Annotated in this window: 22 protein-coding genes; 5 read left to right on the top strand and 17 right to left on the bottom strand. The window is 67.0% G+C overall.

The features are described 5' to 3' along the window. Window positions 1–336: 336 nt before the first annotated feature. Entirely contained in the window at window positions 337–543 is a 207-nt protein-coding gene (locus ACFVTM_RS22310) for a hypothetical protein (protein ID WP_390206349.1), read from the bottom strand. Between the two features lie 226 nt (window positions 544–769). On the opposite strand from ACFVTM_RS22310, the gene ACFVTM_RS22305 reads away from it, so the two are divergent. Then, complete coding sequence (locus tag ACFVTM_RS22305; protein WP_390206348.1) at window positions 770–943, top strand: hypothetical protein; 174 nt, start codon at window positions 770–772, stop codon at window positions 941–943. A 240-nt stretch (window positions 944–1,183) separates the two neighbouring features. On the opposite strand, the gene ACFVTM_RS22300 is transcribed toward ACFVTM_RS22305, so the two are convergent. The 10 genes from ACFVTM_RS22300 to ACFVTM_RS22255 all read right to left on the bottom strand — a co-directional run bounded on the left by ACFVTM_RS22300 (window position 1,184) and on the right by ACFVTM_RS22255 (window position 11,013). Then, window positions 1,184–1,468, bottom strand: a complete 285-nt coding sequence (locus ACFVTM_RS22300) for a hypothetical protein (RefSeq protein WP_390206346.1) — start codon at window positions 1,466–1,468, stop codon at window positions 1,184–1,186. A gap of 402 nt (window positions 1,469–1,870) precedes the next feature. Beyond that, window positions 1,871–2,845 carry a class 1b ribonucleoside-diphosphate reductase subunit beta gene (gene nrdF / locus ACFVTM_RS22295; RefSeq protein WP_390206344.1) on the bottom strand — a complete coding sequence of 325 codons (975 nt, stop codon included), beginning with the start codon at window positions 2,843–2,845 and terminating at the stop codon, window positions 1,871–1,873. 92 nt (window positions 2,846–2,937) lie between these two features. After that, entirely contained in the window at window positions 2,938–5,058 is a 2,121-nt protein-coding gene (gene nrdE / locus ACFVTM_RS22290) for a class 1b ribonucleoside-diphosphate reductase subunit alpha (RefSeq protein ID WP_390206354.1), read from the bottom strand. 56 nt (window positions 5,059–5,114) lie between these two features. Further along, entirely contained in the window at window positions 5,115–5,588 is a 474-nt protein-coding gene (nrdI, locus tag ACFVTM_RS22285) for a class Ib ribonucleoside-diphosphate reductase assembly flavoprotein NrdI (RefSeq protein WP_390206352.1), read from the bottom strand. A gap of 79 nt (window positions 5,589–5,667) precedes the next feature. Continuing rightward, window positions 5,668–5,913 (bottom strand): glutaredoxin-like protein NrdH, encoded by a 246-nt coding sequence (gene nrdH / locus ACFVTM_RS22280; protein ID WP_018773329.1) that lies wholly within the window; start codon window positions 5,911–5,913, stop codon window positions 5,668–5,670. A 454-nt stretch (window positions 5,914–6,367) separates the two neighbouring features. Continuing rightward, the gene (locus tag ACFVTM_RS22275; RefSeq protein ID WP_390206343.1) at window positions 6,368–6,496 is read right to left on the bottom strand and encodes a hypothetical protein; all 129 of its coding nucleotides are present in this window, start codon (window positions 6,494–6,496) and stop codon (window positions 6,368–6,370) included. 33 nt (window positions 6,497–6,529) lie between these two features. Beyond that, window positions 6,530–7,204 carry a class I SAM-dependent methyltransferase gene (locus ACFVTM_RS22270; RefSeq protein ID WP_390206341.1) on the bottom strand — a complete coding sequence of 225 codons (675 nt, stop codon included), beginning with the start codon at window positions 7,202–7,204 and terminating at the stop codon, window positions 6,530–6,532. Window positions 7,205–7,421: 217 nt separating this feature from the next. Continuing rightward, entirely contained in the window at window positions 7,422–8,858 is a 1,437-nt protein-coding gene (locus ACFVTM_RS22265) for a class I SAM-dependent methyltransferase (RefSeq protein WP_390206340.1), read from the bottom strand. Beyond that, window positions 8,855–9,646: a DUF1365 domain-containing protein gene (locus tag ACFVTM_RS22260; protein WP_390206338.1), complete on the bottom strand. Its 792-nt coding sequence runs from the start codon at window positions 9,644–9,646 to the stop codon at window positions 8,855–8,857. Before ACFVTM_RS22260 ends, ACFVTM_RS22265 begins: the two co-directional genes overlap by 4 nt. Further along, entirely contained in the window at window positions 9,643–11,013 is a 1,371-nt protein-coding gene (locus tag ACFVTM_RS22255; protein ID WP_390206337.1) for an NAD(P)/FAD-dependent oxidoreductase, read from the bottom strand. Before ACFVTM_RS22255 ends, ACFVTM_RS22260 begins: the two co-directional genes overlap by 4 nt. Before the next feature lie 210 nt (window positions 11,014–11,223). On the opposite strand from ACFVTM_RS22255, the gene ACFVTM_RS22250 reads away from it, so the two are divergent. Continuing rightward, entirely contained in the window at window positions 11,224–12,144 is a 921-nt protein-coding gene (locus ACFVTM_RS22250) for a LysR family transcriptional regulator (protein WP_390206336.1), read from the top strand. A 56-nt stretch (window positions 12,145–12,200) separates the two neighbouring features. Beyond that, window positions 12,201–12,422 (top strand): hypothetical protein, encoded by a 222-nt coding sequence (locus ACFVTM_RS22245; protein ID WP_390206334.1) that lies wholly within the window; start codon window positions 12,201–12,203, stop codon window positions 12,420–12,422. Here ACFVTM_RS22245 and ACFVTM_RS22240 read toward each other — a convergent pair. Beyond that, the gene (locus tag ACFVTM_RS22240; protein ID WP_390206333.1) at window positions 12,419–13,813 is read right to left on the bottom strand and encodes an aldehyde dehydrogenase family protein; all 1,395 of its coding nucleotides are present in this window, start codon (window positions 13,811–13,813) and stop codon (window positions 12,419–12,421) included. The two genes, ACFVTM_RS22245 and ACFVTM_RS22240, sit on opposite strands and share 4 nt — an antisense overlap. A 98-nt stretch (window positions 13,814–13,911) precedes the next feature. Here ACFVTM_RS22240 and ACFVTM_RS22235 point away from each other — a divergent pair, with 98 nt between their 5' ends. Next, a complete protein-coding gene (locus ACFVTM_RS22235; protein WP_390206332.1) occupies window positions 13,912–14,418 on the top strand; it encodes a DUF2004 domain-containing protein in 507 nt (168 codons plus the stop codon). Window positions 14,419–14,575: 157 nt separating this feature from the next. On the opposite strand, the gene metE is transcribed toward ACFVTM_RS22235, so the two are convergent. Both metE and ACFVTM_RS22225 read right to left on the bottom strand, forming a co-directional pair. Further along, the gene (gene metE / locus ACFVTM_RS22230) at window positions 14,576–16,909 is read right to left on the bottom strand and encodes a 5-methyltetrahydropteroyltriglutamate--homocysteine S-methyltransferase (RefSeq protein ID WP_390206330.1); all 2,334 of its coding nucleotides are present in this window, start codon (window positions 16,907–16,909) and stop codon (window positions 14,576–14,578) included. Window positions 16,910–16,956: 47 nt separating this feature from the next. Beyond that, entirely contained in the window at window positions 16,957–17,958 is a 1,002-nt protein-coding gene (locus ACFVTM_RS22225) for a methylenetetrahydrofolate reductase (protein WP_390206328.1), read from the bottom strand. 456 nt (window positions 17,959–18,414) lie between these two features. Here ACFVTM_RS22225 and ACFVTM_RS22220 point away from each other — a divergent pair, with 456 nt between their 5' ends. Continuing rightward, window positions 18,415–18,612 carry a hypothetical protein gene (locus ACFVTM_RS22220; RefSeq protein WP_390206326.1) on the top strand — a complete coding sequence of 66 codons (198 nt, stop codon included), beginning with the start codon at window positions 18,415–18,417 and terminating at the stop codon, window positions 18,610–18,612. A gap of 48 nt (window positions 18,613–18,660) precedes the next feature. Here ACFVTM_RS22220 and ACFVTM_RS22215 read toward each other — a convergent pair whose 3' ends face one another. The 3 genes from ACFVTM_RS22215 to ACFVTM_RS22205 all read right to left on the bottom strand — a co-directional run bounded on the left by ACFVTM_RS22215 (window position 18,661) and on the right by ACFVTM_RS22205 (window position 22,441). Beyond that, a complete protein-coding gene (locus ACFVTM_RS22215) occupies window positions 18,661–19,863 on the bottom strand; it encodes an ROK family transcriptional regulator (RefSeq protein ID WP_390206324.1) in 1,203 nt (400 codons plus the stop codon). Window positions 19,864–20,019: 156 nt separating this feature from the next. After that, the gene (locus tag ACFVTM_RS22210; protein ID WP_390206323.1) at window positions 20,020–21,195 is read right to left on the bottom strand and encodes a class I SAM-dependent methyltransferase; all 1,176 of its coding nucleotides are present in this window, start codon (window positions 21,193–21,195) and stop codon (window positions 20,020–20,022) included. 52 nt (window positions 21,196–21,247) lie between these two features. Continuing rightward, window positions 21,248–22,441, bottom strand: a complete 1,194-nt coding sequence (locus ACFVTM_RS22205; protein WP_390206322.1) for an NAD(P)-binding domain-containing protein — start codon at window positions 22,439–22,441, stop codon at window positions 21,248–21,250. Between the last annotated feature and the right edge of the window lie 4 nt (window positions 22,442–22,445).

Here is a 22,445-nt window from a genome sequence, read left to right as displayed (position 1 = left end):
CAAAGCTCAAGGGCCTGAGCCCGGTGCAATACCGAGCCCAGGCCCTCGCGGCTTAGGATCTTATTTGGCCAGTCCAACTATCGGGGACCAGTTCATGACCCGGTCGGGGCTTTCTTGCTGTTTCGGTGGCAGGTGGAGTGTTAGGGCCGAGACGCTGCGATCTCAGCGCGCAGCTTCATGAGGGAGAGGCCGAGATGGTTCTCGCCTTTGCCCTGGTGGCGGGGGCAGGTGCAGGCGCCCCAGATGGTGTTGTGTCAGTGATTGGATTCGATGATCTCGGCTGTTCCCGTCTCCAAAAGCCATTCAGTCCGAGAACCGCCGGGCCACACCTCCGGGTCACTCGTTCGGACCGACGTCATACTCATATGCGTCCCGGGCGGCCTTGAGGTCGTCATACGCGACGACCCAGACCCTGCCCTTGGGTGTGAGCTGGTCCACCCCGGTGGCATCGAGCTCGGCGATTTCCCGGCGGTAGTCTGCCGCGGCCATGCGTTCCGTGTCCGCGGCCAGGCGCACGGCCTCTTCCAAGGCTGCTTTGTCCATGGGACTAGGCTCGCATGCCCGGCCCTCGAATTCCAGAGCCGGGGATCGCCCCTTCAGCGCCCGTCCGGCGACTGCTGCCCGCCTGATTCAGGCCGCTCTCGGCGGAGGTGGCCTTCCGGCAAAGGGACGGAAGTCGTCCCGATCGGGTCCGTAGAAAGCTCTTGGAGCAGCCAAAGCCGCGCGCTAGTATTGGTGCCCCAATCCCGACGCGGAGAGGATCGATGAAGTGAAGATAGAGATAACCGACACCGAGGTTGAGGACCTGGCAGGATACGTCCGCGGGCTGGCCGGCGCCGGTGACGGACCCAGCGCCGAACAGGCGATCCGGGAAGCGGTCACGGAGGTGCAATCCAATCTGGAGGCGCAGGTCGTCGCGCGAGCGATTCTGAAGCTCAAGTGACGCCCTGGCCCGGTCCGGCTCCGCCAGGCTCCCGGACCCTGCAGGACGCTTTGCCAGGACGGAGGACCGGACCTGCAAACCGGAGTAGTGGGCGGAGCGCGGCAAGGCGGCCCGCCGCCGATCGCCCGAGAAACGAGATCGAAGGGGCACCCGCACTCTTTGACCCTTTGACCGCGGTGGTCGAATAGACACAGCAAAAAGAAAGCCGCTCCGGGTGACCCGGAGGGGCTTTGTTGCTGCTCAGAGCGACAGAGGTGCTGCCTGGTCCAAGGGACCGAGGCTGGTGAACTTCCCGGCGACGGGATGCTCGCCCCTGTAAACCCAGACCAGGGGCCACTGCAGCGCCAGCACCGCGTGGTCGCGGCCGCCGGCCCTGTGGAGGTTGTGATACTGGCGGACGGTGAAGTCGACGTCGTAGCTCCAGGCTTCGTCCTGGATGCGTACCCAGCCGTGGTAATCCGCCATGGGGTGCTCTGCGCCTTCTGCCAGCACAGCGATCGCGTTCCAGCCCCGCTCCCGGCTCACGGAGCAGGACCAAGCGTCAAGGCGATCGGTATCCGATCGAGCACCAGCACGTCGGCCACGCACTCGTCCTGGTTGCGGACGTCCCGGCCAGTGTAGTCACCAGGTGGGGTAAGGAAACGGGGGCGTATCCGTTGACGACACGAACCCAGCAGTTGACTATGCGGCGGCTCTGACCGCGCCAGAACCCCCGCCTCGTGGTCCTTGGGCCTTTCGCTTTCATCAAGGGATGGCTCACACTTCTGTGGAACCTCTCACGGCGGCCGTTTTCGGACCAAGCTGACCCACCCAAAGGTCAGCTTGGTCCGAGTCAGGTCAACTAGTTCCGAAAGATCTCAACTAGCTCCGAATCTCGCAGCTCAGCTACTGCGAAATTGCTCAGTTAGGTCGGGGTCTCACAGCGACTTAGAAGTCCCAGTCCTCATCCTCGGTGTTGACAGCCTTGCCAATCACATAGGACGAACCCGAACCCGAGAAGAAGTCGTGGTTCTCGTCCGCGTTCGGCGACAGGGCCGAGAGGATGGCCGGGTTCACGTCGGTGACGGAGGCCGGGAACATGGCCTCGTAGCCCAAGTTCATCAGGGCCTTGTTGGCGTTGTAGTGCAGGAACTTCTTGACGTCCTCGGCCAGGCCCACGGAGTCGTAGAGGTCGTGCGTGTACTGGACCTCGTTCTCGTACAGCTCGAAGAGCAGCTCGAAGGTGTAGTCCTTGATCTCCTGGCGGCGCTCCTCGGAAACCTTCTCCAGGCCCTTCTGGAACTTGTAGCCGATGTAGTAGCCGTGCACGGCCTCATCGCGGATGATCAGGCGGATCAGGTCGGCCGTGTTCGTCAACTTGGCCCGCGAGGACCAGTACATCGGCAGGTAGAAGCCCGAGTAGAACAGGAAGCTCTCCAGCAGCGTGGAGGCCACCTTGCGCTTCAGGGGGTCGTCGCCCTGGTAGTAGTCCATGACGATCTGTGCCTTCTTCTGAAGGTTCTCGTTCTCGGTGGACCAGCGGAACGCCTCGTCGATCTCCTTGGTGGAGGCCAGCGTGGAGAAGATGGAGGAGTAGCTCTTGGCGTGCACGGACTCCATGAACGCGATGTTCGTGTAGACGGCTTCTTCGTGCGGGGTGAGCGCGTCCGGAATCAGCGAGACAGCGCCGACGGTGCCCTGGATGGTGTCCAGCAGGGTCAGGCCGGTGAACACGCGCATGGTGAGCTGCTGCTCGTCCGGGGTCAGCGTGGCCCACGACTGGACGTCGTTGGACAGCGGCACCTTCTCCGGAAGCCAGAAGTTGTTGACCAGACGGTTCCAGACATCCACGTCCTTGTCGTCCTGGATGCGGTTCCAGTTAATGGCTTCAACGTGGCTAAGCAGCTTGACCTTCTCGGTCATGTCATCCCCTCAAGGTTTGGGTTTAGTTCTCTGGTTAAAGCGTACGACGGCGGGCGGGCGCCCGCCGTCGTACCGTAACGATTTAGTTGAAGCTACAACATGCAGCTGACGCAGCCCTCTACCTCAGTCCCTTCCAGCGCGAGCTGGCGGAGACGGATGTAGTAGATGGTCTTGATGCCCTTCTTCCAGGCGTAGATCTGGGCCTTGTTGATGTCGCGCGTGGTGGCGGTGTCCTTGAAGAACAGCGTCAGGGACAGGCCCTGGTCCACGTGCTGGGTGGCTGCGGCGTAGGTGTCGATGACCTTCTCGTAGCCGATCTCGTACGCGTCCTGGTAGTACTCCAGGTTGTCGTTCGTCAGGTACGGCGCCGGGTAGTACACGCGGCCCAGCTTGCCTTCCTTGCGGATCTCGATCTTGGACGCCACCGGGTGGATCGAGGAGGTGGAGTTGTTGATGTAGGAGATCGAACCCGTCGGCGGGACGGCCTGCAGGTTCTGGTTGTAGATGCCGTGCTCCATGACGGAGGCCTTCAGCTCGCGCCAGTCATCCTGGGTGGGGATGTGGATGTTCTTGAACAGCTCCGCGACCTTCTCGGTCTGCGGGACCCATTCCTGCTCGGTGTACTTGTCGAAGAACTCGCCGGAAGCGTACTTGGACTTCTCGAAGCCGCCGAAGGTCTGGCCGGTCTGGATGGCCAGCAGGTTGGAGGCGCGGACCGCGTGGAACACCACCGAGTAGAAGTAGATATTGGTGAAGTCCAGACCCTCTTCGGAGCCGTAGTGGACCCGCTCGCGGGCCAGGTAGCCGTGCAGGTTCATCTGGCCGAGGCCAATTGCGTGGCTCTGGTCGTTACCGCGGGCAATCGAGGGTACCGAGGTGATGTTGGACATGTCCGAGACGGCCGAGAGGGACCGGATGGCCGTCTCGATGGTCAGGCCGAAGTCCGGCGAGTCCATGGTCTTGGCGATGTTCAGCGAGCCCAGGTTGCAGGAGATGTCCTTGCCGGTCTGGTCGTAGGACAGGTCATCGTGGTACGTCGTGGGCTGCGAGACCTGGAGGATCTCGGAGCACAGGTTGGACATGATGATCTTGCCGTCAATCGGGTTTTCCCGGTTCACGGTGTCCTCGAACATGATGTACGGGTAGCCGGATTCGAACTGGATCTCGGCGAGGGTCTGGAAGAACTCGCGCGCCTTGATCTTGGTCTTCTTGATCCGGGAATCGTCCACCATCTCGTAGTACTTCTCGGTGACCGAGACATCGGAGAACGGCATGCCGTAGACCTTTTCGACGTCGTACGGGGAGAACAGGTACATGTCCTCGTCCCGCTTGGCCAGCTCGAAGGTGATGTCCGGGATGACGACGCCGAGCGAGAGGGTCTTGATGCGGATCTTCTCGTCCGCGTTCTCGCGCTTGGTGTCCAGGAAGCGGTAGATGTCCGGGTGGTGCGCGTGCAGGTACACCGCGCCGGCACCTTGGCGGGCACCGAGCTGGTTGGCGTAGGAGAAGCTGTCTTCGAGGAGCTTCATCACGGGGATCACGCCGGAGGACTGGTTCTCGATCTGCTTGATCGGCGCGCCGACCTCGCGGATGTTGGTCAGCGCGAAGGCCACGCCGCCGCCGCGCTTGGAGAGCTGCAGCGCGGAGTTGATCGACCGGCCGATCGACTCCATGTTGTCTTCGATGCGCAGCAGGAAGCAGGAGACCAGCTCGCCGCGCTGCTTCTTGCCGGCGTTCAGGAACGTCGGGGTGGCCGGCTGGAAGCGGCCTTCGATGATCTCGTCCACCATCTGGGTGGCGAGCTTCTCGTCGCCGCGGGCCAGGTGCAGGGCCACCATGCAGACGCGGTCCTCGTAGCGCTCCAGGAAGCGCTTGCCGTCAAACGTCTTCAGCGTGTAGGAGGTGTAGAACTTGAACGCGCCAAGGAAGGTCTCGAAACGGAACTTCTTCTTGTAGGCGCGGTTGAACAGGTCACGGATGAAGTTCATCGTGTACTGGTCGAGGGTCTCGCGCTCGTAGTACTCGTTCTTGACGAGGTAGTCGAGCTTCTCCTCGAGGTCGTGGAAGAACACGGTGTTGTTGTTCACGTGCTGCAGGAAGTACTGGTGCGCGGCCTCGCGGTCGGCCTCGAACTGGATTTCTCCGCTGGGGCCGTAGAGGTTCAGCATGGCGTTGAGCTCGTGGTAGCCCAGGCCCTTGTAGGCGGCCGGCATTTCGGGCTTCTTCTTAGGTTCGACAGCGGTGCCGGCGTGCAGGCCCGCGCCCTCAGTTACTGCTGTGTCTGCGACAGTCGTGTCCAAAACTCTTCCAATCCTTGTTGTACGCGGTTGACGTCTTCCGGCGTCCCCATGAGTTCGAAGCGATATAGGTGCGGGACCTGGCACTTGGCGGCGATGATGTCCCCGGCCATGCAGTAGTTGTCCCCGAAGTTGGTGTTCCCTGCGCCGATCACTCCGCGGATCAGCTTCCGGTTGCCCGGGTCGTTCAAAAACCTGATGACCTGCTTTGGAACAGATCCCTCTCCCCCGGTGCCGCCATAGGTCGGCACCACCAGCACGTAGGGCTCCCGGGCCGCCAGCGGAGCGTCCCTCGCGTAGAGGGGGATCCTGGCGGCGTCGATGCCCAGCTTCGCAACGAAGCGTGCGGTGTTTTCGGAGGTGGAGGAAAAGTAGATGAGGCGGCAGTGCGTTAGCTCGGGAGCCGCTGTGCTGACCGCTTCCCCGCTGTCAGCCGCGGCAGCCACCCGATCTTGAGTTGTTACAGCCACGGTGGTCACCTCATCTACCGTGTAAATCCTGCCTGGTGGCGGCCTTCGGAGCGTTTCAGGCTACAGCGACGGCGGCAGCCTGCGCCAGTTCTTCGATCTTGTCCGGGCGGAAACCGGACCAGTGGTCCTGGTCGGTGACGACAACCGGGGCCTGCATGTAGCCCAGGGACTTCAGGCGCTCAAGGGCCTCGGCATCCTGGGAGATGTCGACGCTCTGGTAGGCGATGCCCTTCTTGTCCAGTGCGCGGTAGGTCGCGTTGCACTGAACGCAGGCCGGCTTCGTGTAAACCGTAACGGTCATGGTCCTGTCCCCTTTGTTGAAGTCTTCTGTGGAGCGCTTTCCCGGCTCCGGCTGTCCCGCGCTGATGCTCTGCTGGAACTGTATGTCGATACTACATGTAGTGCAAGAGCCTCACGCGGACCCCAAGATGATGTATTACAAGTATGTCATTTAACCCACCGTTAATCCACAGGAGGGGGTCCGCCAAATGTCCGGAATTCCGCCATTTTGGCGGACGAAATCCACACCCTGTGGAGTAGTTAGCCACATTAATCACCCCCGCGTGTCGCACCGCAGACGGCGTGTCGCGCCTGTTTGCGGGGAGGCCGGACGGTGGCGCCGGCCACTACATCTGGTGTCCGGGCACACGAAAGGGGCGGGCACCGTGGTGCTCGCCCCAGGGAATCGTGATTGTTCTAACAGCCCGCGTTCCCGGTGCCCCGTGACCGGCGCCACGGGATGCCGCACCAGGGACTTAGCCGAGCGGCTCCGGACGGCTGCAGAGGATCTGGTCCACGCCCATCCGGGCCTCGGCGAAGCTGCGCAGCGCACCCACCAGGTACAACCGCCAGACGCGGGCGATTTCCTTCCCCATCATGGCCACGGCGGCGTCGTGGTTCTCCTCGAACCGGTCATACTAGGCCTCCAGCGTGCGGACGTAATGCCGGCGCATGCCCTGCACGCCCTCGATCTCGAATCCGGCGTCCTCGAGGAAGCCCAGCGTCTCCCCCACGGGCCTCATGTGCATGTCCGGGGCGATGAACGACTCGATGAACGGGCCGCCGCCGGGGTGCTTGCCCTGCCGGGACATCTGCTGGACCAGGACCCGGCCGCCGGGGTTGACGTTGCCGAACAAGGCGGCGGTGTAGATGGGGTAGTTGCGCTGGCCCACGTGCTCGCCCATTTCCAGGGAGGCCACGGCGTCGAAGGGCCCGTCCGGGATCTCCCGGTAATCCTGGACCCTGATCTCCACGCGCCCTTCCAGCCCCCGCTCCTTGACGCGGGCGTCGATGAACGCCTTCTGCTCCACGGAGAGGGTGACGCCGACGACGTCGACACCGTAGTACTGCGCCGCGTGCAGGCTCAGCGAGCCCCAGCCGCAGCCGACGTCGAGCATCCGCATCCCCGGCGCCAGGCCGATCTTGCCGCACACGAGGTCCAGCTTGTCCCGCTGCGCGTCCTGGAGCCCGTATCCGGGGGCGGATTCGGTCCAGTACCCGCTGGAGTAGGCCATCTGCGGGTCCAGGATCAGGGCGTAGAAGTCGTTGCTGAGGTCATAGTGGTGGCTGATGGCCGCCCGGTCCCGGAGCAAGCTGTGCAGCCGACCCTTGACCTTCGCCTGGCTGGCCGGCGGCTGGGGCGGGGTGCCCAGGGCCCCGGTTGCCGTGGCGATCCGGGCGACGCCGGCCAGCAGGACGGCGCGCCGGACGGGCCTGCCTCGCTGCCATCCCAGACGACGAGCCGGACGGGCAGTTCCCCGCCCACGACCGGGCGCAGGACCTCGGCGATGCTGTCCGCGAGCGTCGCCGTCATGCGACAGCGTCCGCGGCCGCGGCCGTGCCGGCGGCACTCTTCGTGGCAGCGTGGTCGAGCACGATCTGCTGCACGTCGAGGTAGCCCGTCTCAAACCCGGCCCGGGAATAGCACAGGTAGAACAGCCACATCCGCTGGAAGACGGCGTCGAAGCCCATGGCCCCGACCTCGTCCGCGTGCGCCATGAATTGCTCCTCCCAGAGCCGCAGGGTCTGGGCATAGTGTTCGCCCATGGCCAGGCGTTCGCGGACGCGCAGTCCGGTCTGCTTCCCGGTGATGTCCTCGATGGCCCGGACGGACGGGATGACCCCGCCGGGGAAGATGTATTTGTGCACCCAGGTGTAGCTGGTGCGGGTGGCCATGAGCCGGTCATGGGCGATCGTGATGGCCTGGATCGCCACCTTGCCGCCGGGGGCCAGGACCCGTTCGATCGTCTGGAAATACGTGGCCCAGTACTGGAAGCCGACGGCCTCGATCATTTCGACCGAGACGACGGCGTCGTACTCGCCCTCCACGGCGCGATAGTCCTTCAGCTCGATCGTGACGGCGTCGGCATAGCCGGCCTCGGCCACGCGCTGGCGGGCCAGTTCCTGCTGTTCGCTGGAGAGCGTGACGGAGTAGACCATGGCGCCGCGGGCGGCGGCGCGCAGGGCGAGCTCGCCCCAGCCGGTACCGATTTCCAGCACGCGGGTGCCTTCCTTTACGCCGGCCTTATCCAGCAGGCGGTCAATCTTGGCCTGCTGCGCTGTGGCCAGCCCGTCCCAGGTCACGTTCCGCAGGGCGTTTCCGCGTTCCGGGAAGAGGGCGCTGGAGTACGTCATGGTGCTGTCCAGGAAGGAGGCGAAGAGCTCGTTGGAGAGGTCATAGTGCCGGGAAATGTTGGAGCGGGTGTTCCTTTCGGTGTTGCGTTCCCGGCGTGGCTGGCGCGGAAGGTACAGGCCGCGCAGCTTCTGCAGCGGCTCGGGTACCAGCGTGCCGACCCGGGCGGCAAAGACCTCCATGACCGCGGTGAGGTCATCGGCGTCCCAGTCGCCGGCCATGAAGGACTCGCCCAGGCCGATCAGGCCGCCGTCGCCGAGCCGGGCAGCGAAGGCCGCCGGCCGGTTGATGGTCATGACGGGGTAGGCGGTGCCGGCGGACGCATCTGCCGCGGCGGCCTTGCCCAGGACAGTGCCGTCCGGGTACCGGACTGCCAGGGGCAGGCTGCGCACGGCCGCCCTGAAGATGGCGTCCGCGGCGCGCCCGGCCACCCGGGCCTTCAGGCTCGAGGGCACGGTCGCGATGCTGGGCCAGATGGCGGCGTCGATGGTGACGGGCGGCTGGGGGACCGTGTACGGCACCCCAGTGTTTACGGTGCTGCCGTTGACGGCGCCGGTGCTCGTGGTGCCCTGTGCCCGACCCGTACCGGATCCGGTGGCTTCGGTCATTGTCACTGAACTGCCTCCTGTGAAGGGTGGTGTGGTTTCTTGATGATCGGAAGGCGGCGCGCCCAGAGCCTGATGCCCTGCCAGCGGATCTGCGCCACGACGCGCAGCGGGGCCAGTGGAACCGCGAGCGCCGCGGACAGGATGTTCCGCACTGTCGCGTCGTGGCGGACGCCGTCCATGGTGGCGACGAAGGGTTGGTGGCCCTCCCGTTCCAGGACGATCGATATGGCGAGCCGGTCGCCCGGTTCGGGGAGCTTCATCCGGTACTCGCCATCGACGTCGTTGAACGGCGAGACGTAGAAGGCTTTCGGGACGCTCGCCCGGCCTGCGCCGTCGGTTTCGAGGAGGTAGCAGTGCCGCTCCCCGTAGGTGTTGTGGACCTCGACGACGACGCAGCGCAGCTCGCCAGCGCCGTCTTGGCACCAGAACACGCTCAGCGGGTTGAACACGTGGCCAAAGACCCGGGCGCTGGCGAGCATCGTGATGCGTCCGCCGTCGAGCCCGATTCCTTGAATGGCGAGGTAGCGTTCGACGTTGCCGCGCAGGGTGCCCTCCGGGTCGCCGAGGTGGTCCTCCACCCGGAAGCCGGCCAGCGGCCGGAGCAGGCGCGGCAGTTGCGGGAGGTGGTCGACGTCGACATACCAGCTGTAGCTGCGGTACGTGAAAGCGTTGCGCAGCGGGGTGCGCCGCACGTGCGAAATGGCGGTGCGGTAGATGGACGAGGTGTGGCTGGCGGTGGGGTGGCCGGCGCCGCGCTGGACGGCGCTGCGTCGGATGGAGTCCCGGGCGCTCATGGCGCCTCCGCTGTGGCCAGCTGGACTGTAGCCGGCTGGTCCCAGTCGCGGCCCAGCCGGGCGGCTGCCTTGAGGCCGGACAGGGCGCCGTCCTCATGGAATCCCCAGCCGTGGTAGGCGCCGGCGAACGCCAGCCGACCGTCGCCGAGCCCGAGGATCCGCTCCTGGGCCTTGAGCGAGTCCGGGGTGTACTGCGGGTGCTCGTAGACCATCCGGTCCAGGACTGTGGCGTCATCGATCAGTTCGGATTCGCCGAGGCTGACGATGTACCGGCCGCCGTCCACCGGCTGCAGCCGCTGCAGCCGGGTCATGTCGTAGCTGACCAGGACCTTGTCCGGCCGGGCGTCGCAGGAGGGCAGACGGTAGTTCCAGGAGGCCCGGGCGTTGGGGCTGGCCGGCAGCACGGCCTCGTCGCGGTGGAAGATGGTCTGGTTCACCGAGTACGGCATGCCGCCAAGGGCGTCCCGCTCGGCGTCCGAGGCGTCGGTGAGCATTCGCAGGGCCTGGGCCGGGTGGGTGGCGATGACGACGGCGTCGAAGCTCTCGCGCACGGTCCCGGCGCCCGGCGCGGAGGTGACGTCGACGCCGTCGGCGTGCCGGTGCACGGCGGTGACAGGGCTGGCGAGCCGGATGTCCGGCAGGGCCGCGGCCACCTTGTCGACGTAGCGGCGTGAGCCGCCGGCGACCGTCCGCCACTGCGGCGAGCCCTTAACGTCGAGCAGGCCGTGGTGGCCCAGGAACGTAAAGAGGTAGCGGGCCGGGTAGGCCAGCGCGGTGGTCGGGTCGCAGGACCAGACGGCGCTGACCACCGGTGTCATGAAGTGGGAGATGAAGTAGCCGCTGAACTTCTCCTGGGCCAGGAACTCGCCCAGGGTAAGTTCCTCTCCGCTGCCCGCGCCTGCTTCTCCCCCGGTGGCGGGTCCCGCCAGCAGGGCGCGGGCCCGGCGGTGGAACCGGGTGATTTCCAGCAGCATCCGCAGGTACCGGCCGCGCAGCAGGGTGGACGGACGGGGAATGATGCCGCTCGCGTTGGGCCGGGCGCCGGCGTATTCCAGGCCGCAGCCGTCGCAGCGGACGGACATGCTCATTTCGGAGTCCTGGGTTTGGACGCCGAACTCGGCGAACAGGCGCAGGAGTGTGGGGTAGGTCCGCTCGTTGTGGACGATGAAACCGGTGTCCACGCCCAGGGTGGGCCCGTCCGGCTGCGGCACGTCGTGGGTGTGGGCGTGGCCGCCGAGCCGCGAGTCCGCCTCGAAGAGGGTTACCCGGTCCTGCCCGTTCAGCACGTATGCGGCGGTCAGCCCCGCCACGCCGCTGCCGATGACGGCCACCCGCCGGCCTGCCGGAATCCCTGCTGCTTGCGACACTGGTCTGCTCTCCGTTGTTAGCCCGAAATTGTTTAGCCCGAAATGTTCCCTGGTCCGAAACGTCTTATGGGCAATTCGTCGCCGTCCGGCGGCCGGATGAGTCTGACTTTGGCAATCTTTTGGCTTCCGCCGGCCGGCAGGGGGTGCCGGATAGAATGAAGCGGCAAATCCGGTCCCTCCGTGGACCCGCGACCAGGCGAAGGGCAGCCCTTGATCAACCCCGTCCATCTGCGGACCCTCGTGGAAGTGATCCGGCTTGGATCGTTTGCGGCCGCCGCTGCCCGGCTCGGCTACACGGCCTCGGCCGTCTCCCAGCAAATGTCGGCGCTGGAACGCGACACCGGCGTCACGTTGTTCCAGCGTGCGGCCCGCAGCATCCAGCCCACGGAAGCCGCCGTCGTCATGACCCGGCACGCCGCCAAGGTGCTCACCGATATCGAGACGCTCATGGCGGCCGCCTCCCGGGCGCAGGAGAGCCCCAGCCAGGAGCTGCGGCTGGGCATTTTCCCGAGCCTGGCCACCTACGTGCTGCCGCCCATCCTGCAGAACCCGGCCTGGAAGAAGCTCGGCATCGACCTGCGGGTCTCGGTCGCGGAACCGGCCCAGACCATCCAGGGGCTGCGGACCGGCGGCGAACTCGACGTCGCCCTGGTGTACCAGGTGGGACAGTCCGGCCTCGCCTGGCCGCACACGGTGGACCGGCAGTGGATCGGCGACGACGACTTCCGGGTGGTGCTGCCGGCGGCCTGGGGCATCGGCACCGAATCCAAGGTGGCCGCCTCCCATCTCTCGGACATGCCCTGGATCCTGCACCACCCGGGCACCTCCGACGCCACGGTGATCGAGCGCCTCTTCGCAAGCTGCAATCTTCACCCCCGCGTGGTGGCGTACAGCGACGACTTCCATGCCAGCCTGGAGATGGCGGCCGCCGGGCTCGGCGCCGCCCTGGTCCCCGAGCTCGCGCTGCGGCACCGGCCGGCCGGCGTGGTGGTCCTCGACGTGCCGGAGATCCGGCTGGCCAGGAATGTTTTCGCCCTGCTGCTGAACGAGAAGCGGACCGCCCAGGTCCAGCTGTTCGTGGAGCTGCTGGCCGAAACGATGCACAAGCTCGGGACCGTGCGGAAGGACTGAGCCGGGGACGGCGGCGGGGGTTCCCTTGGCGGGGCCGATCCAGAAGGATGGGGTTTATGAGCAAAACCTATTCAGCGTCCCGTCCTGTCTCCGCCGACACCCCGGAGGACGTGGCTGCCGCCGTCCGGGCCGCCACCGAGGAACTCCGGGACACCCTGCGGCGCCAGGGCATCGAATCGAGCTTCGAGGACATCGCCCTGCTGGGCCACTCGGAATCCTTTGACAACGAAGGGCAGCGCTGGGTCCACGTCGAATGGGACGGTCCGGAGGCCGGTTAGGGCCTGAGCCGCTTTCCGACCGGCGCGATCAGGGTGCTGATGAGCCGGTGTTTGGTCCGGGTGTACGGCGGGTAGATGAGTTCCAGCGTGTCCGGCCACGGCCGCTTGTCCAAGGTGGGACGCTCATGCGAGAACGTCCGCACCGAATGCTCCCCGTGGTAGGCGCCCATGCCGCTGCCGCCGACCCCGCCGAAGGGAAGGCCGGGGACGGACAGGTGGGCCGCGGGGACGTCGAAGCATAGGGCCCCGGAGGAGGTCCGCTCGGCGAAGGCTCGGCGCGTCTGCGGATCCTCGCTGAAGACGTAGAGAGCCAGCGGCTTGGCGCGCCCGTTGACCTGCCCGATCGCATCCTCGAGCCCGGCCACAGGCACCAGCGGCAGCAGGGGCCCGAAGACTTCTTCGGCCATGACGGCGTCCCCGGGCACCGGCCGGAGCAGGGTCGGCGCAAAGTACCGGCTGGCGGCGTCGCGCTGTCCGCCGTGCACCACCGTGCTTCCGTCCGCCAGCGCAGCGAGCCGGGCGAAGTGGCGGTCGTCGACAATCCGGCCGTAGGACGGGCTCGCCGCCGGGTCCGGTCCGAAGAGCGCCGCGACGGCCTTGATCAACTCGGCCTGCAGCGGCGCCAGGACGTCCTCCCGGGCCAGGACGTAGTCCGGGGCCACGCACGTCTGGCCCGCGTTCATGAACCGGACCCAGGCGATCCGTTTGGCCGCCGTGGCCAGGTCCGTGGTCGCATCGACGTAGGCCGGGGACTTGCCGCCGAGCTCCAGCGTCACGGGTGTCAGGTGCTCGGCCGCCGCGCGCATCACCGCCTTGGCCGCAGCCTCTCCCCCGGTGAAGAAGATGTGGTCGAAGCGTTCGGCCAGCAGCGCCGAGGTCTCCGTGATGCCGCCCTCAATAACCTCGGCGGCGCCGGCGAGATATTCGGGGATCCACCGGGCCAGCGCGGCCGAGGTGGCCGGAGCGTGTTCGCTCGGTTTGAGCACCACAGTGTTCCCCGCGGCCAGGGCGCCGGCCAGCGGGGCGAGCAGCAGCTGCACCGGGTAGTTCCACGGCCCGATCACCAGCACCACGCCCAGCGGGGTGAGTTCGGTCCAGGCACGGGCCGGCTGCACCGTGAGCGGCACCGGCACGCGGCGCGGCCGCAGCCAGTCTTCGAGGTGCCGCTCCATGTGGGCCGCCTCGGCGTCGACAAACCCGATCTCCGCCAGTTGCGCCTCGGTGTGGTGTTTGCCGAGGTCGAGCGCGAGGGCCTCGGCGAAGGCCGCCTGTTGTTCCGCCAGCATGCGCCGCAGCCCGCGCAATTGATCCAGCCGCCAGGTCAGCGGACGGGTGGTCCCGGTGTCGAACACGGCCCGGGCACGGAGAACGGGTGAGGTTACATGCTGCATCCGATCAATGTACAGTCACGCTGCACTCCGCCGGTCCGGTAGCGGATAAAACCTTTCCAACGCTGGAATGGTCCGGTTTTCAGGACTATGTTGAAGATATGAACAAGGTAGCGAGCAAGCACTTCGGCGAGGTCGAGCTCAATCACGGAAGGGACCATAATCTCACCGCCACGCATGAGCTGGCGGGCCAGACCGTGGAGCTTGACTTGAATGTCAACGCGCATGACCACTTCGACGAAGCAGCCATGCATAAAGTTGACTACCGCTTGCGCTTCCTGCCCGAACTTGTGGACCAGGTCCGGGAAATGATCGCAGAGGAACTGGACCAGGAAGGCACCAGCCCGCAGGAGTACCGCCACTTCCATTGCAACGCGATCAAGGCAGAACACCTCAAGAAGGTCTTCGGCGTCGACGACAAGAGCCAGCTGACCGACGAGGTCTTCCTCAAGGCGCTCAAGCTCGGCCACGTGGGCATCTACCCCGGCCAGCCGGAACGCTACTTCGTCCTCGACTTCACGCTGGGCCAGCACTTCACCGACGAAGTGCTCGTAGCCTCCGCGGACGAGGACGGCGTGGTGGACGACGAGATCCTCTGGGAATCCTGAATCCATTGCTCCATAGGTGCCCTTTTGAGCGCTCAAAAGGGCACCTACTCAGCAATCGATGACTCAAAACGTACGACGCCGGCCGGCCACCTTGCGAGGTGACCGGCCGGCGTCGTTATTTCAGCTGCGTAGTTCAGCTGCTCGGTTCAGCTGCGTGTTACTTGGCGCCTTCGAGCAGTTCGGCGCGGACCGTCTTGGTGGCCGTGACCAGGTTGCGCAGGGACTCCTCGGTCTCGGCGTAGCCGCGGGTCTTCAGGCCGCAGTCCGGGTTGACCCAGAGCTGGCGGGACGGGACGTGCTTGACGGCGGTGCTGAGCAGCTCGGTGACTTCCTGCTCGCCCGGGACGCGGGGCGAGTGGATATCGTAGACACCCGGGCCCACGCCGCGGCCGAAGCCGTGGGACTCGAGGTCGTGCACAACCTCCATGCGGGAGCGGGCAGCCTCGATCGAGGTGACGTCGGCGTCGAGGCCGTCGATCGCGTCGATGATGGCGCCGAACTCGGAGTAGCACAGGTGCGTGTGGACCTGGGTGGCGTCCGCCGCGCCGGCGGTGGACAGGCGGAAGGACTTCACGGACCAGTCCAGGTAGGCTGCCTGGTCGGCCTTGCGCAGCGGCAGGAGCTCGCGCAGGGCGGGCTCGTCCACCTGGATGACCTTGATGCCGGCGGCTTCGAGGTCGGCGATCTCGTCGCGGAGGGCCAGGGCCACCTGGTTGGCGGTCTCGCCGAGCGGCTGGTCATCGCGGACGAAGGACCAGGCGAGGATGGTGACCGGGCCGGTGAGCATGCCCTTCATCGGCTTGTTGGTCAGGGACTGGGCGTACTTGGCCCACTCCACCGTGATCGGGGCGCTGCGGGTGACATCGCCCCACAGGATCGACGGGCGGGTGCAGCGCGAGCCGTAGGACTGGACCCAGCCGTGCACGGTGACGTCGAAGCCTTCGAGGTTCTCGGCGAAGTACTGGACCATGTCGTTGCGCTCGGGCTCGCCGTGGACCAGGACGTCGAAGCCGAGCTCTTCCTGCAGGTCGACGACGCGCTTGATCTCATCCTTCATGAGCTGCTCGTACTGCTCCGTGGTGAGGTCGCCGCGGTTGGCGCGGGCCCGGGCAGTGCGGATTTCCGAGGTCTGGGGGAAGGAACCGATGGTGGTGGTGGGCAGCGGCGGCAGGTGCAGCGCCTTCTCCTGGGCGGCTTCGCGGACCGCGTAGGCGGAGCGGTTGAAGTCGGCGTCGGTCAGGGCGGCCGTGCGGGCCCGGACCTCGCCGCGGCGGACGCCCTCGGCCTCGGCGCGGGAGGCGATGACGCGGGTGGCCTCGTCGATGGCCGGCTGGACGGCTGCCGCGTCGGTCAGCAGGCCGGCGAGGGTGACAACTTCAACGGCCTTCTGGTCGGCGAAGGCGAGCCAGCTGCGCAGCTGCTCGGAGAGCTGGACTTCCTCCTCGACGTCGTGCGGTACGTGCTGGGTGGAGGTCGAGGTGCTGATGGCCAGCGTGGCCACCGACTTCTTCAGTTCGGCGATCTTGGCCGCGGAGGCGGCGAGATCGTTGCGCCAGATGTTGTGGCCGTCCACGACGCCGGCGACGAGGGTCTTGTTGCCCAGCGCCGCCAGGGCAGCGGCCGAGGGGACCTCGCCCTTGAAGACGTCCAGGTGCAGGGCGTCGATGCCGGTGGCGGCGAGGGTGCCGAGCTGGCCGTTGAGTGCGCCGTACGGGGTGGAGACGAACAGCTGCGGGCGCTGGGCCGCGGCGGCGAGAGCCTCGTAGGAGCGGGCGACGGCGGCCTGGATTTCCACTGCCGGGGTGTCCTGGTCCACCACGAGGGCGGGCTCGTCGAGCTGGACCCAGCTGGCGCCGGCCGCGGCGAGCTTTTCCAGCAGTGCCGTGTAGACCGGGAGGATGTCCTCCAGGCGGGACAGCGGGCTGAAGCCGGCAGGGGCGTCATCGGAGGCCTTGCTCAGCAGGAGGAAGGTGACCGGGCCGACGATGTACGGGCGGGTTTCCACGCCGTTGGCGAGCGCGTACTCGAATTCCTCGACGATCCGGCTGGAGGTCAGCGCGAAGTTGGTCTCCGGGCCGATCTCGGGCACGAGGTAGTGGTAGTTGGTGTCGAACCACTTGGTCATTTCCAGTGGCTGCTGGTCCTTGTTGCCGCGGGCCAGGGTGAAGTAGCCGTCGATGTCGAGCTGTCCCTCGGCGTTGAGGAGGTTCCCGAAGCGGGCCGGCACAGCGCCGAGGTGGGCGGCGGCGTCGAGCACCTGGTCGTAGTAGGAGAAGGTGCCGGGGACGGCGGCGGCCTCGCGCAGGCCCAGACCCTGCAGGCGCTTGGCGGTGCCGAGCTGGATTTCCTTGGCGGCCGCGTCCAGGGCGGCGGCGTCGATCTTGCCGGCCCAGTAGGCCTCGACGGCCTTCTTGAGTTCACGGCGGCGGCCGATGCGCGGGTAGCCGAGGATCGAGGCGGACGGGAAGGGGGTGGTGAGCTGTTCAGTCATGGGAAGTCCTTGAAGTTGTCGTTGACAGATGACGAGGGTGGGGGTGGTCAGCTGGCGAGCTGTGCGCCGGCGGCACGCCGGGACGCGGTGGCGCGGCCGGCGCCGTGCCTGTTGCCACTCAGCCGGTTGCCGCTTCGCGGCCGGGGCAGAGCAAGTTTGTCCAGCACGTCCAAAGCGGCGGCGTGCTCGTTGAACGTGTAGAGGTGGATGCCGGGGGCCCCGGCGGCCAGCGCGGCGTTGGCGAGGTCAACCGTGGCGCTGACGCCGATGCGGGTGCGTTCGGCGTCGGTATCGGCGGCCGCGAGGCGTTCGATGAGTTCCGGGGCCGGTTCCACGCCGGTCAGCTCGCCGAGGCGGGCGAGCCGCCGGAGGCTGGTCAGCGGCATGACCCCCGGAATGATCGGGATGGTCACCCCGGCACGGCGTGCGCGGGTCAGGAGGTCGGCGTACTGCTCGGTGTGAAAGAAGACCTGGGTGATGGCGAAGTCGGCGCCGGAGCGCTGCTTGGCCAGCAGGACCTCGACGTCGTGCGCCTCACTGGGCGATTCCGGGTGCCGGGTGGGGTAGGCGGCGACGCCCACCGCGACCTTGCCGGCGCACAGCAGCGCCGAGCGGCGCTGCTCCACGCGGCGGATGAGTTCGATCAGGTCCTGGGCGTACCGGAGCGATCCGGGCGGCGGGGTTGCGCCGTCCTTGGGCCGGTCGCCGCGCAGTGCGAGGATGCCGCGGACGCCGACGTCGAGCAGTTCGCCGATGATCTCCGCCAGTTCCTGCGGGGAGTTCCCGACGCAGGTCAGGTGGGCCAGGGGCCGGAGCGTGGTTTCCTGCACGAGCCGGTTGATGAGTTCGACGGCGGTGCTGCGGTTGGAGCCGCTGGCGCCGTAAGTCACGGAGACGTAGTCCGGATCGGTGGCTTCCAGTTCGCCGATGGTGGTCCAGAGCGATTCCGCGGCCGCGGGCGACCGCGGCGGGAACAGCTCATAGGACAGCGCAACAGGGGCCGCGCCGGCAAGGTTGGGATGGGTATCGATAAGGCTTGGTGGTGACATTTGCGTCCTTGGCTGTGAACACTGATGTCAGGAGACCGGAAACGGAACTACTGCCGTCAGTGAATTGAGTTTGGGGAACACGGAGGGAACTTCAGCAGGGCGCAGCCGCGACTGGTACGCCTGAAAAGCGAAGTTGTCCGTGAGCAAATGTCAGGCCCACATGGGGGCACCCACACCCTCCTGGACTGCCTGTGGAATTTTCCCAAAGGACAGCTTTCAGCGGAGGATCGCTGACACGTTACTGAGGTAACTTGTTTAGAACTCTAAGGCCCGGCCGCGGGGCCCTTCAAGTCGGCGCCCGAATTAAGACGCACCTTTACGGCCGTTTGCGCTGCCCGGCAGAATAATGTTCGCCGGCAGCGCCCTTTTCGGCAGGCGAGGGTTTCGGCAGGGCGCCGGTATCGACTGGCGCGGGCTGCTCTCCCCATCGCTCCCGGTCAGGGCTATCCTGTTGCAATGATTCAGCTTCCAGCCAGCTATCAGGAATACCTCGCCGGCAAGAGCGAGAGTTTCATCAACACTGTCCGGCCCGTCCTCATGCAGTCGGCCGCAGACAGGCTGCACGGGGTCCGGATTCTCGTGCTTCCGCATGGCCACCAGGCGCATCTGGATGACACCATCCCATATGGAACGGTGGTGGAGGACATCGACTGACGCCGGTTGGCGTCCGGGTTGAACTATGGCTTTGCCGTTCGGACCGGGTCAGCCTTCCAGGAGCAGCCGCTGAGAGCGCGGGGCCAGCGTGTGCTCCAGCACCAGGCAGGCCGCGCCGACGGCACCCACGTCCTCGCCTACTCCCGTGCCCACGACTTCGATTCCGTGGATCTTCCGGGTGGCACTGTTCGCGTCCACCAGGGCAGGGATCAGCTCCAGGTATGCCTCGGACAGGCACGTCCAGAACGGCCCCCCGAACACCACGCGGTCCACGTCCAGTGCATTGGTAACGGCCGAGACAGCACGGGCCACAAGCACAGCGGATCGTCGAATGATTTCCTTGGCCTCTTCGTTGCCGGCGTCGGCGATTGCGCACAATTCCGCGAAACGCTCCTGAACCGCCGGCGCGCTCCTGTCCTGGGGCGATCCGTTGAGCACCCCGGCCGCCTCGGCCTGCGCCACGAGGACCTGCGGAATGGCGGAGGACTTCACGCAGCCGTGCTGTCCGCAGTCGCAGAGAGCGCCGCCGGGGTCCACGATGATGTGCCCGATTTCCCCGGCGTTGCCCGAGGTCCCGCGGACCACTTCGTCATTGAGGACGATCCCGCAGCCGATCCCGGTACCCATGTACATGAAGACAAAGCTGCCCTCGCCGCTGGGGCCGCCGGCCCAGGTTTCGGCCACGGCCGCGCTGGTCACGTCCTTGTCCATCAGGGTGGACAGCCCCGTGGTCTCTGCGAGGGCATCCCGCAGCCCCACGTGATCCCAGCCCGGCAGGAGCGGCGGGTCCACCACGGCACCCTCGTTGAGGTCGATGGGGCCCGGCGACGCAACCCCCAGCCCGGCGATCCGTTCCGGGTCCACCCCGGAGTCCGTGATGAGCCTCTTTATTTCGTCTGCGATGGTGTCAATGACCGCGCGGGGGTCGGTGCCGGGCGGGGTGGAGATCCGTGAGTGCCGGACGACGGCGCCGAGCAGGTCGAGCAGGACGAAGGTCAGTACGGCGGGGTCCAGGTGGACGCCCACCGCGTACATTCCCGCAGGGTTCAGCCGGAGCATGGTCCGTGGCTTGCCCGGGCCGGTGCCCTCCTTGCCTGCCTCGACGATCAGGTGCTGGTCCAGCAGGCGGCGGGAAATGTTGGAGATGGTCTGCGGCGACAGTCCGACGATCTGGGCGAGCTCCACGCGGCTCAGCCCGCCCGGCGCGCGGCGGATGGCGTCCAGGATGACGGTGAGGTTGAAATCACCCATCTTCGGTAGGTTGGTCCCTCGCCTCGGCGAGGGTTGCCGGAACTCGGTCACTGATACCTCTAAACGTCTTGGGCCACGCACAGCAGTTGTCAGAATCGTACGTTACGTGCAGGCGTGCGCCCACACTTGTGCTTTACAGACACAGTGTTTCACCCATTAGGGCCGCCGGGTGCTGGCTGTCACGGTGAATTTCGGATTCCTGCCGACCTCGCGCGTGGGCCCGATCAGGCGTTCGAGCGCCGGCCGGTAGTGCAGGTGGCTGTTGAACACGGTCCAGAGTTCCCCGCCGGGCGCGAGCACCCTGCCGGCAGCTTCGATCAGCTTAATCCCGGCGCCGGAATGGACGGCCGCCTCCAGATGGAAGGGCGGGTTGAGCAGGATCAGGTCCGCGCTGGCGTCAGGCAGGGAGCTCATGGCGTCGTCCTGGAGCACGCCGATCCGTCCTTCCAGGCCGTTGGCGCGGGCTGTGGCGAGGGCCGAGTCGACGGCGGCGGCGGACCGGTCGGTGGCGGTGACGCGGGCGCCGGGGTTGCCGCGGGCGTACATCGCGGCGAGGATTCCGGTGCCGCAGCCCAGGTCCACCGCATGGGTGGCGTGCGGCATCCGTGGCAGGAAGTCGAGCAGGAACCTTGTCCCGATGTCCAGCCCGGTGCCGGCGAAGACGGCGCCGCGGGCGCAGACCGTGAGCCCGAGTTCGTCGTTGGCCTCCGTGACCGGGAAGGGAGGTTCGGCCGGGACCGGTTTGGGGCGCCGGGCCAGCAGGAGCCGTGATTTCTGCCGGGCCAGTTGCGGCTGGACGTCCTCGAAGTAGCGCGCCAGCACGGCGTTCATGCCCAGGCTCATGTGCTTGACGCGTCCGCCCGCCAGCAGGACGACGTCGGGCGCCGCGTAGCGGGCCACGGCGTCGGCGATTTCCTCCAGTTCCGCCAGGGAGCGGGGCAACTGCAGCAGCACCAGGGAGGCCCCCGCCAGCAGGCCGGCGCCCAGCGGGAAGTGTTCATAGCCGGTGTCGATGGCCAGGGCCTCGGCGTTGGCCCGCAACGCGCGTTCACCGGTGATGAGGTCCTGGTGGACCCGGACGGACTCCGCCCCACATGTCTGCGCTCCGAATGTCAGGGCCCCGAGTTCCAGTGCGCCGAGCGTCAGGGCACCGTACCGGTCCCCCACTACCGCGAGCCGTCCGCCGGGCTGCAGCAGCCCGGCCGCGTGCATCTCAAGGGCGGTGTCGAGCAGGAGCCGGTCCGTGGCGTCCCAGGCCTGCAGGTTGGCGGCCTCGACGTCCGGGAATCTACTCAGCCGGGCAAAGAGGGATTCGAAGCTGGTGTCCGCCACGCGCGTTGTGCCGCCGTTCTTTGTCGGGCTTGGTTAACTGCAACGTCCTACGTTATCCCGGACCGGCCAGCAGTGCGACGATCCCCGCGACGGCTGCCCGGCCGGCACGGTTGGCGCCGATGGTGGAGGAGGACGGCCCGTAGCCGACCAGGTGGACCCGCGGCTCGGCCGCGACCTGCGTGCCGTCCATCGCGATGCCGCCGCCGGGTCCTCGCAGGTGCAGCGGGGCGAGATGTTCGAGTTCCGCCCGGAATCCCGTGGCCCACAGGATCACCCCGGCGGCCAGGAAGCTGCCATCAGCCAGCCGGACGCCGTCGGGCTCGATCGCGGTGAACATGGGGTGCCGATCAAGGACGCCGCGCGCCGCGGCGGCGCGCAGGGCCGGGGTCCAGATCAGCCCCGTGGCCGAGACGATGCTCTGCGGCGGGAGGCCCTGGCGCACCCGCTCCTCGACGAGGGCGACGGCGTCGTGGCCAGCCTGCCGGTCGAAGGCAGCCTCGCGCCAGACCGGTTCCCGGCGGGTGAACCAGGTGGTGCTGGTGACCTGGGAGATTTCATCGAGCAGCCCGACGGCCGAGATCCCGCCGCCGACCACAATGACATGCTGGCCGCGGAATTCCTCGGCGGAGACGTAGTCGGCGACGTGCAGTTGCCGGCCGCGGAAGCTGGCCTGGCCTGGATAAATGGGCCAGAACGGCCGGGTCCACGTTCCGGTCGCGTTGATCACGGCGCGGGCCGACCACCGGCCGCGCGAGGTTGTGATGTTCAGCCGCCCGGCGGGGTTCCCGTCCTCCCGGCTCACCGACCGGACTTTCACGGGCCGCTGAATTGCGAGGCCAAGATCGTGTTCGTACCCGCCGAAGTAGCGGGTGAGGAAACTGGAACTGGCCTCGGCAGGGTCCACGGCGGGCTGCGGGATTCCCGGCAGGTCACTGATGCTGTTCACCGTGGCCATGAGCAGGCTCTTCCAGCGGTGCCGCCACGCCCCACCTGGGCCGTCCTCGGCGTCGAGCACGATGTACGTCCCCGCCGGCCCGTCCCCTGCCGCCGAGGCGCCTTCCGCGCCGGGCTGCGCCGCGCCGGGCTGCGCCGCGCCGGACGCGGCAGAGCCTTGCCCGGCTGCGCCGGCCGGGCCGGTGCGGGCGGGGACGAAGCCGCGGCGCTGCAGGTGGTAGGCCGCCGACAGCCCTGCCTGGCCGGCACCGACAACTACCACGTCGGCCGGCAGCACCGATTCCGCATTCATCGTC

The organism is Arthrobacter sp. NPDC058130 (assembly GCF_042884475.1).
Lineage (GTDB): Bacteria > Actinomycetota > Actinomycetes > Actinomycetales > Micrococcaceae > Arthrobacter.
Note: the sequence above shows the minus strand (reverse complement) of the source record. Positions and strands in the feature narration are given on the sequence as shown.

Coding starts and splice junctions, on each gene's coding strand:
- ACFVTM_RS22215 (WP_390206324.1), bottom strand. CDS start 19,863: ATGGGTGATTTCAACCTCACCGTCATCCTGGACGCCATCCGCCGCGCG.
- ACFVTM_RS22240 (WP_390206333.1), bottom strand. CDS start 13,813: ATGCAGCATGTAACCTCACCCGTTCTCCGTGCCCGGGCCGTGTTCGAC.
- ACFVTM_RS22220 (WP_390206326.1), top strand. CDS start 18,415: ATGATTCAGCTTCCAGCCAGCTATCAGGAATACCTCGCCGGCAAGAGC.
- ACFVTM_RS22225 (WP_390206328.1), bottom strand. CDS start 17,958: ATGTCACCACCAAGCCTTATCGATACCCATCCCAACCTTGCCGGCGCG.
- nrdE (WP_390206354.1), bottom strand. CDS start 5,058: ATGCCGGCCGCCTACAAGGGCCTGGGCTACCACGAGCTCAACGCCATG.
- metE (WP_390206330.1), bottom strand. CDS start 16,909: ATGACTGAACAGCTCACCACCCCCTTCCCGTCCGCCTCGATCCTCGGC.
- ACFVTM_RS22235 (WP_390206332.1), top strand. CDS start 13,912: ATGAACAAGGTAGCGAGCAAGCACTTCGGCGAGGTCGAGCTCAATCAC.
- nrdF (WP_390206344.1), bottom strand. CDS start 2,845: ATGACCGAGAAGGTCAAGCTGCTTAGCCACGTTGAAGCCATTAACTGG.
- ACFVTM_RS22245 (WP_390206334.1), top strand. CDS start 12,201: ATGAGCAAAACCTATTCAGCGTCCCGTCCTGTCTCCGCCGACACCCCG.
- ACFVTM_RS22260 (WP_390206338.1), bottom strand. CDS start 9,646: ATGAGCGCCCGGGACTCCATCCGACGCAGCGCCGTCCAGCGCGGCGCC.
- ACFVTM_RS22205 (WP_390206322.1), bottom strand. CDS start 22,441: ATGAATGCGGAATCGGTGCTGCCGGCCGACGTGGTAGTTGTCGGTGCC.
- nrdH (WP_018773329.1), bottom strand. CDS start 5,913: ATGACCGTTACGGTTTACACGAAGCCGGCCTGCGTTCAGTGCAACGCG.
- ACFVTM_RS22310 (WP_390206349.1), bottom strand. CDS start 543: ATGGACAAAGCAGCCTTGGAAGAGGCCGTGCGCCTGGCCGCGGACACG.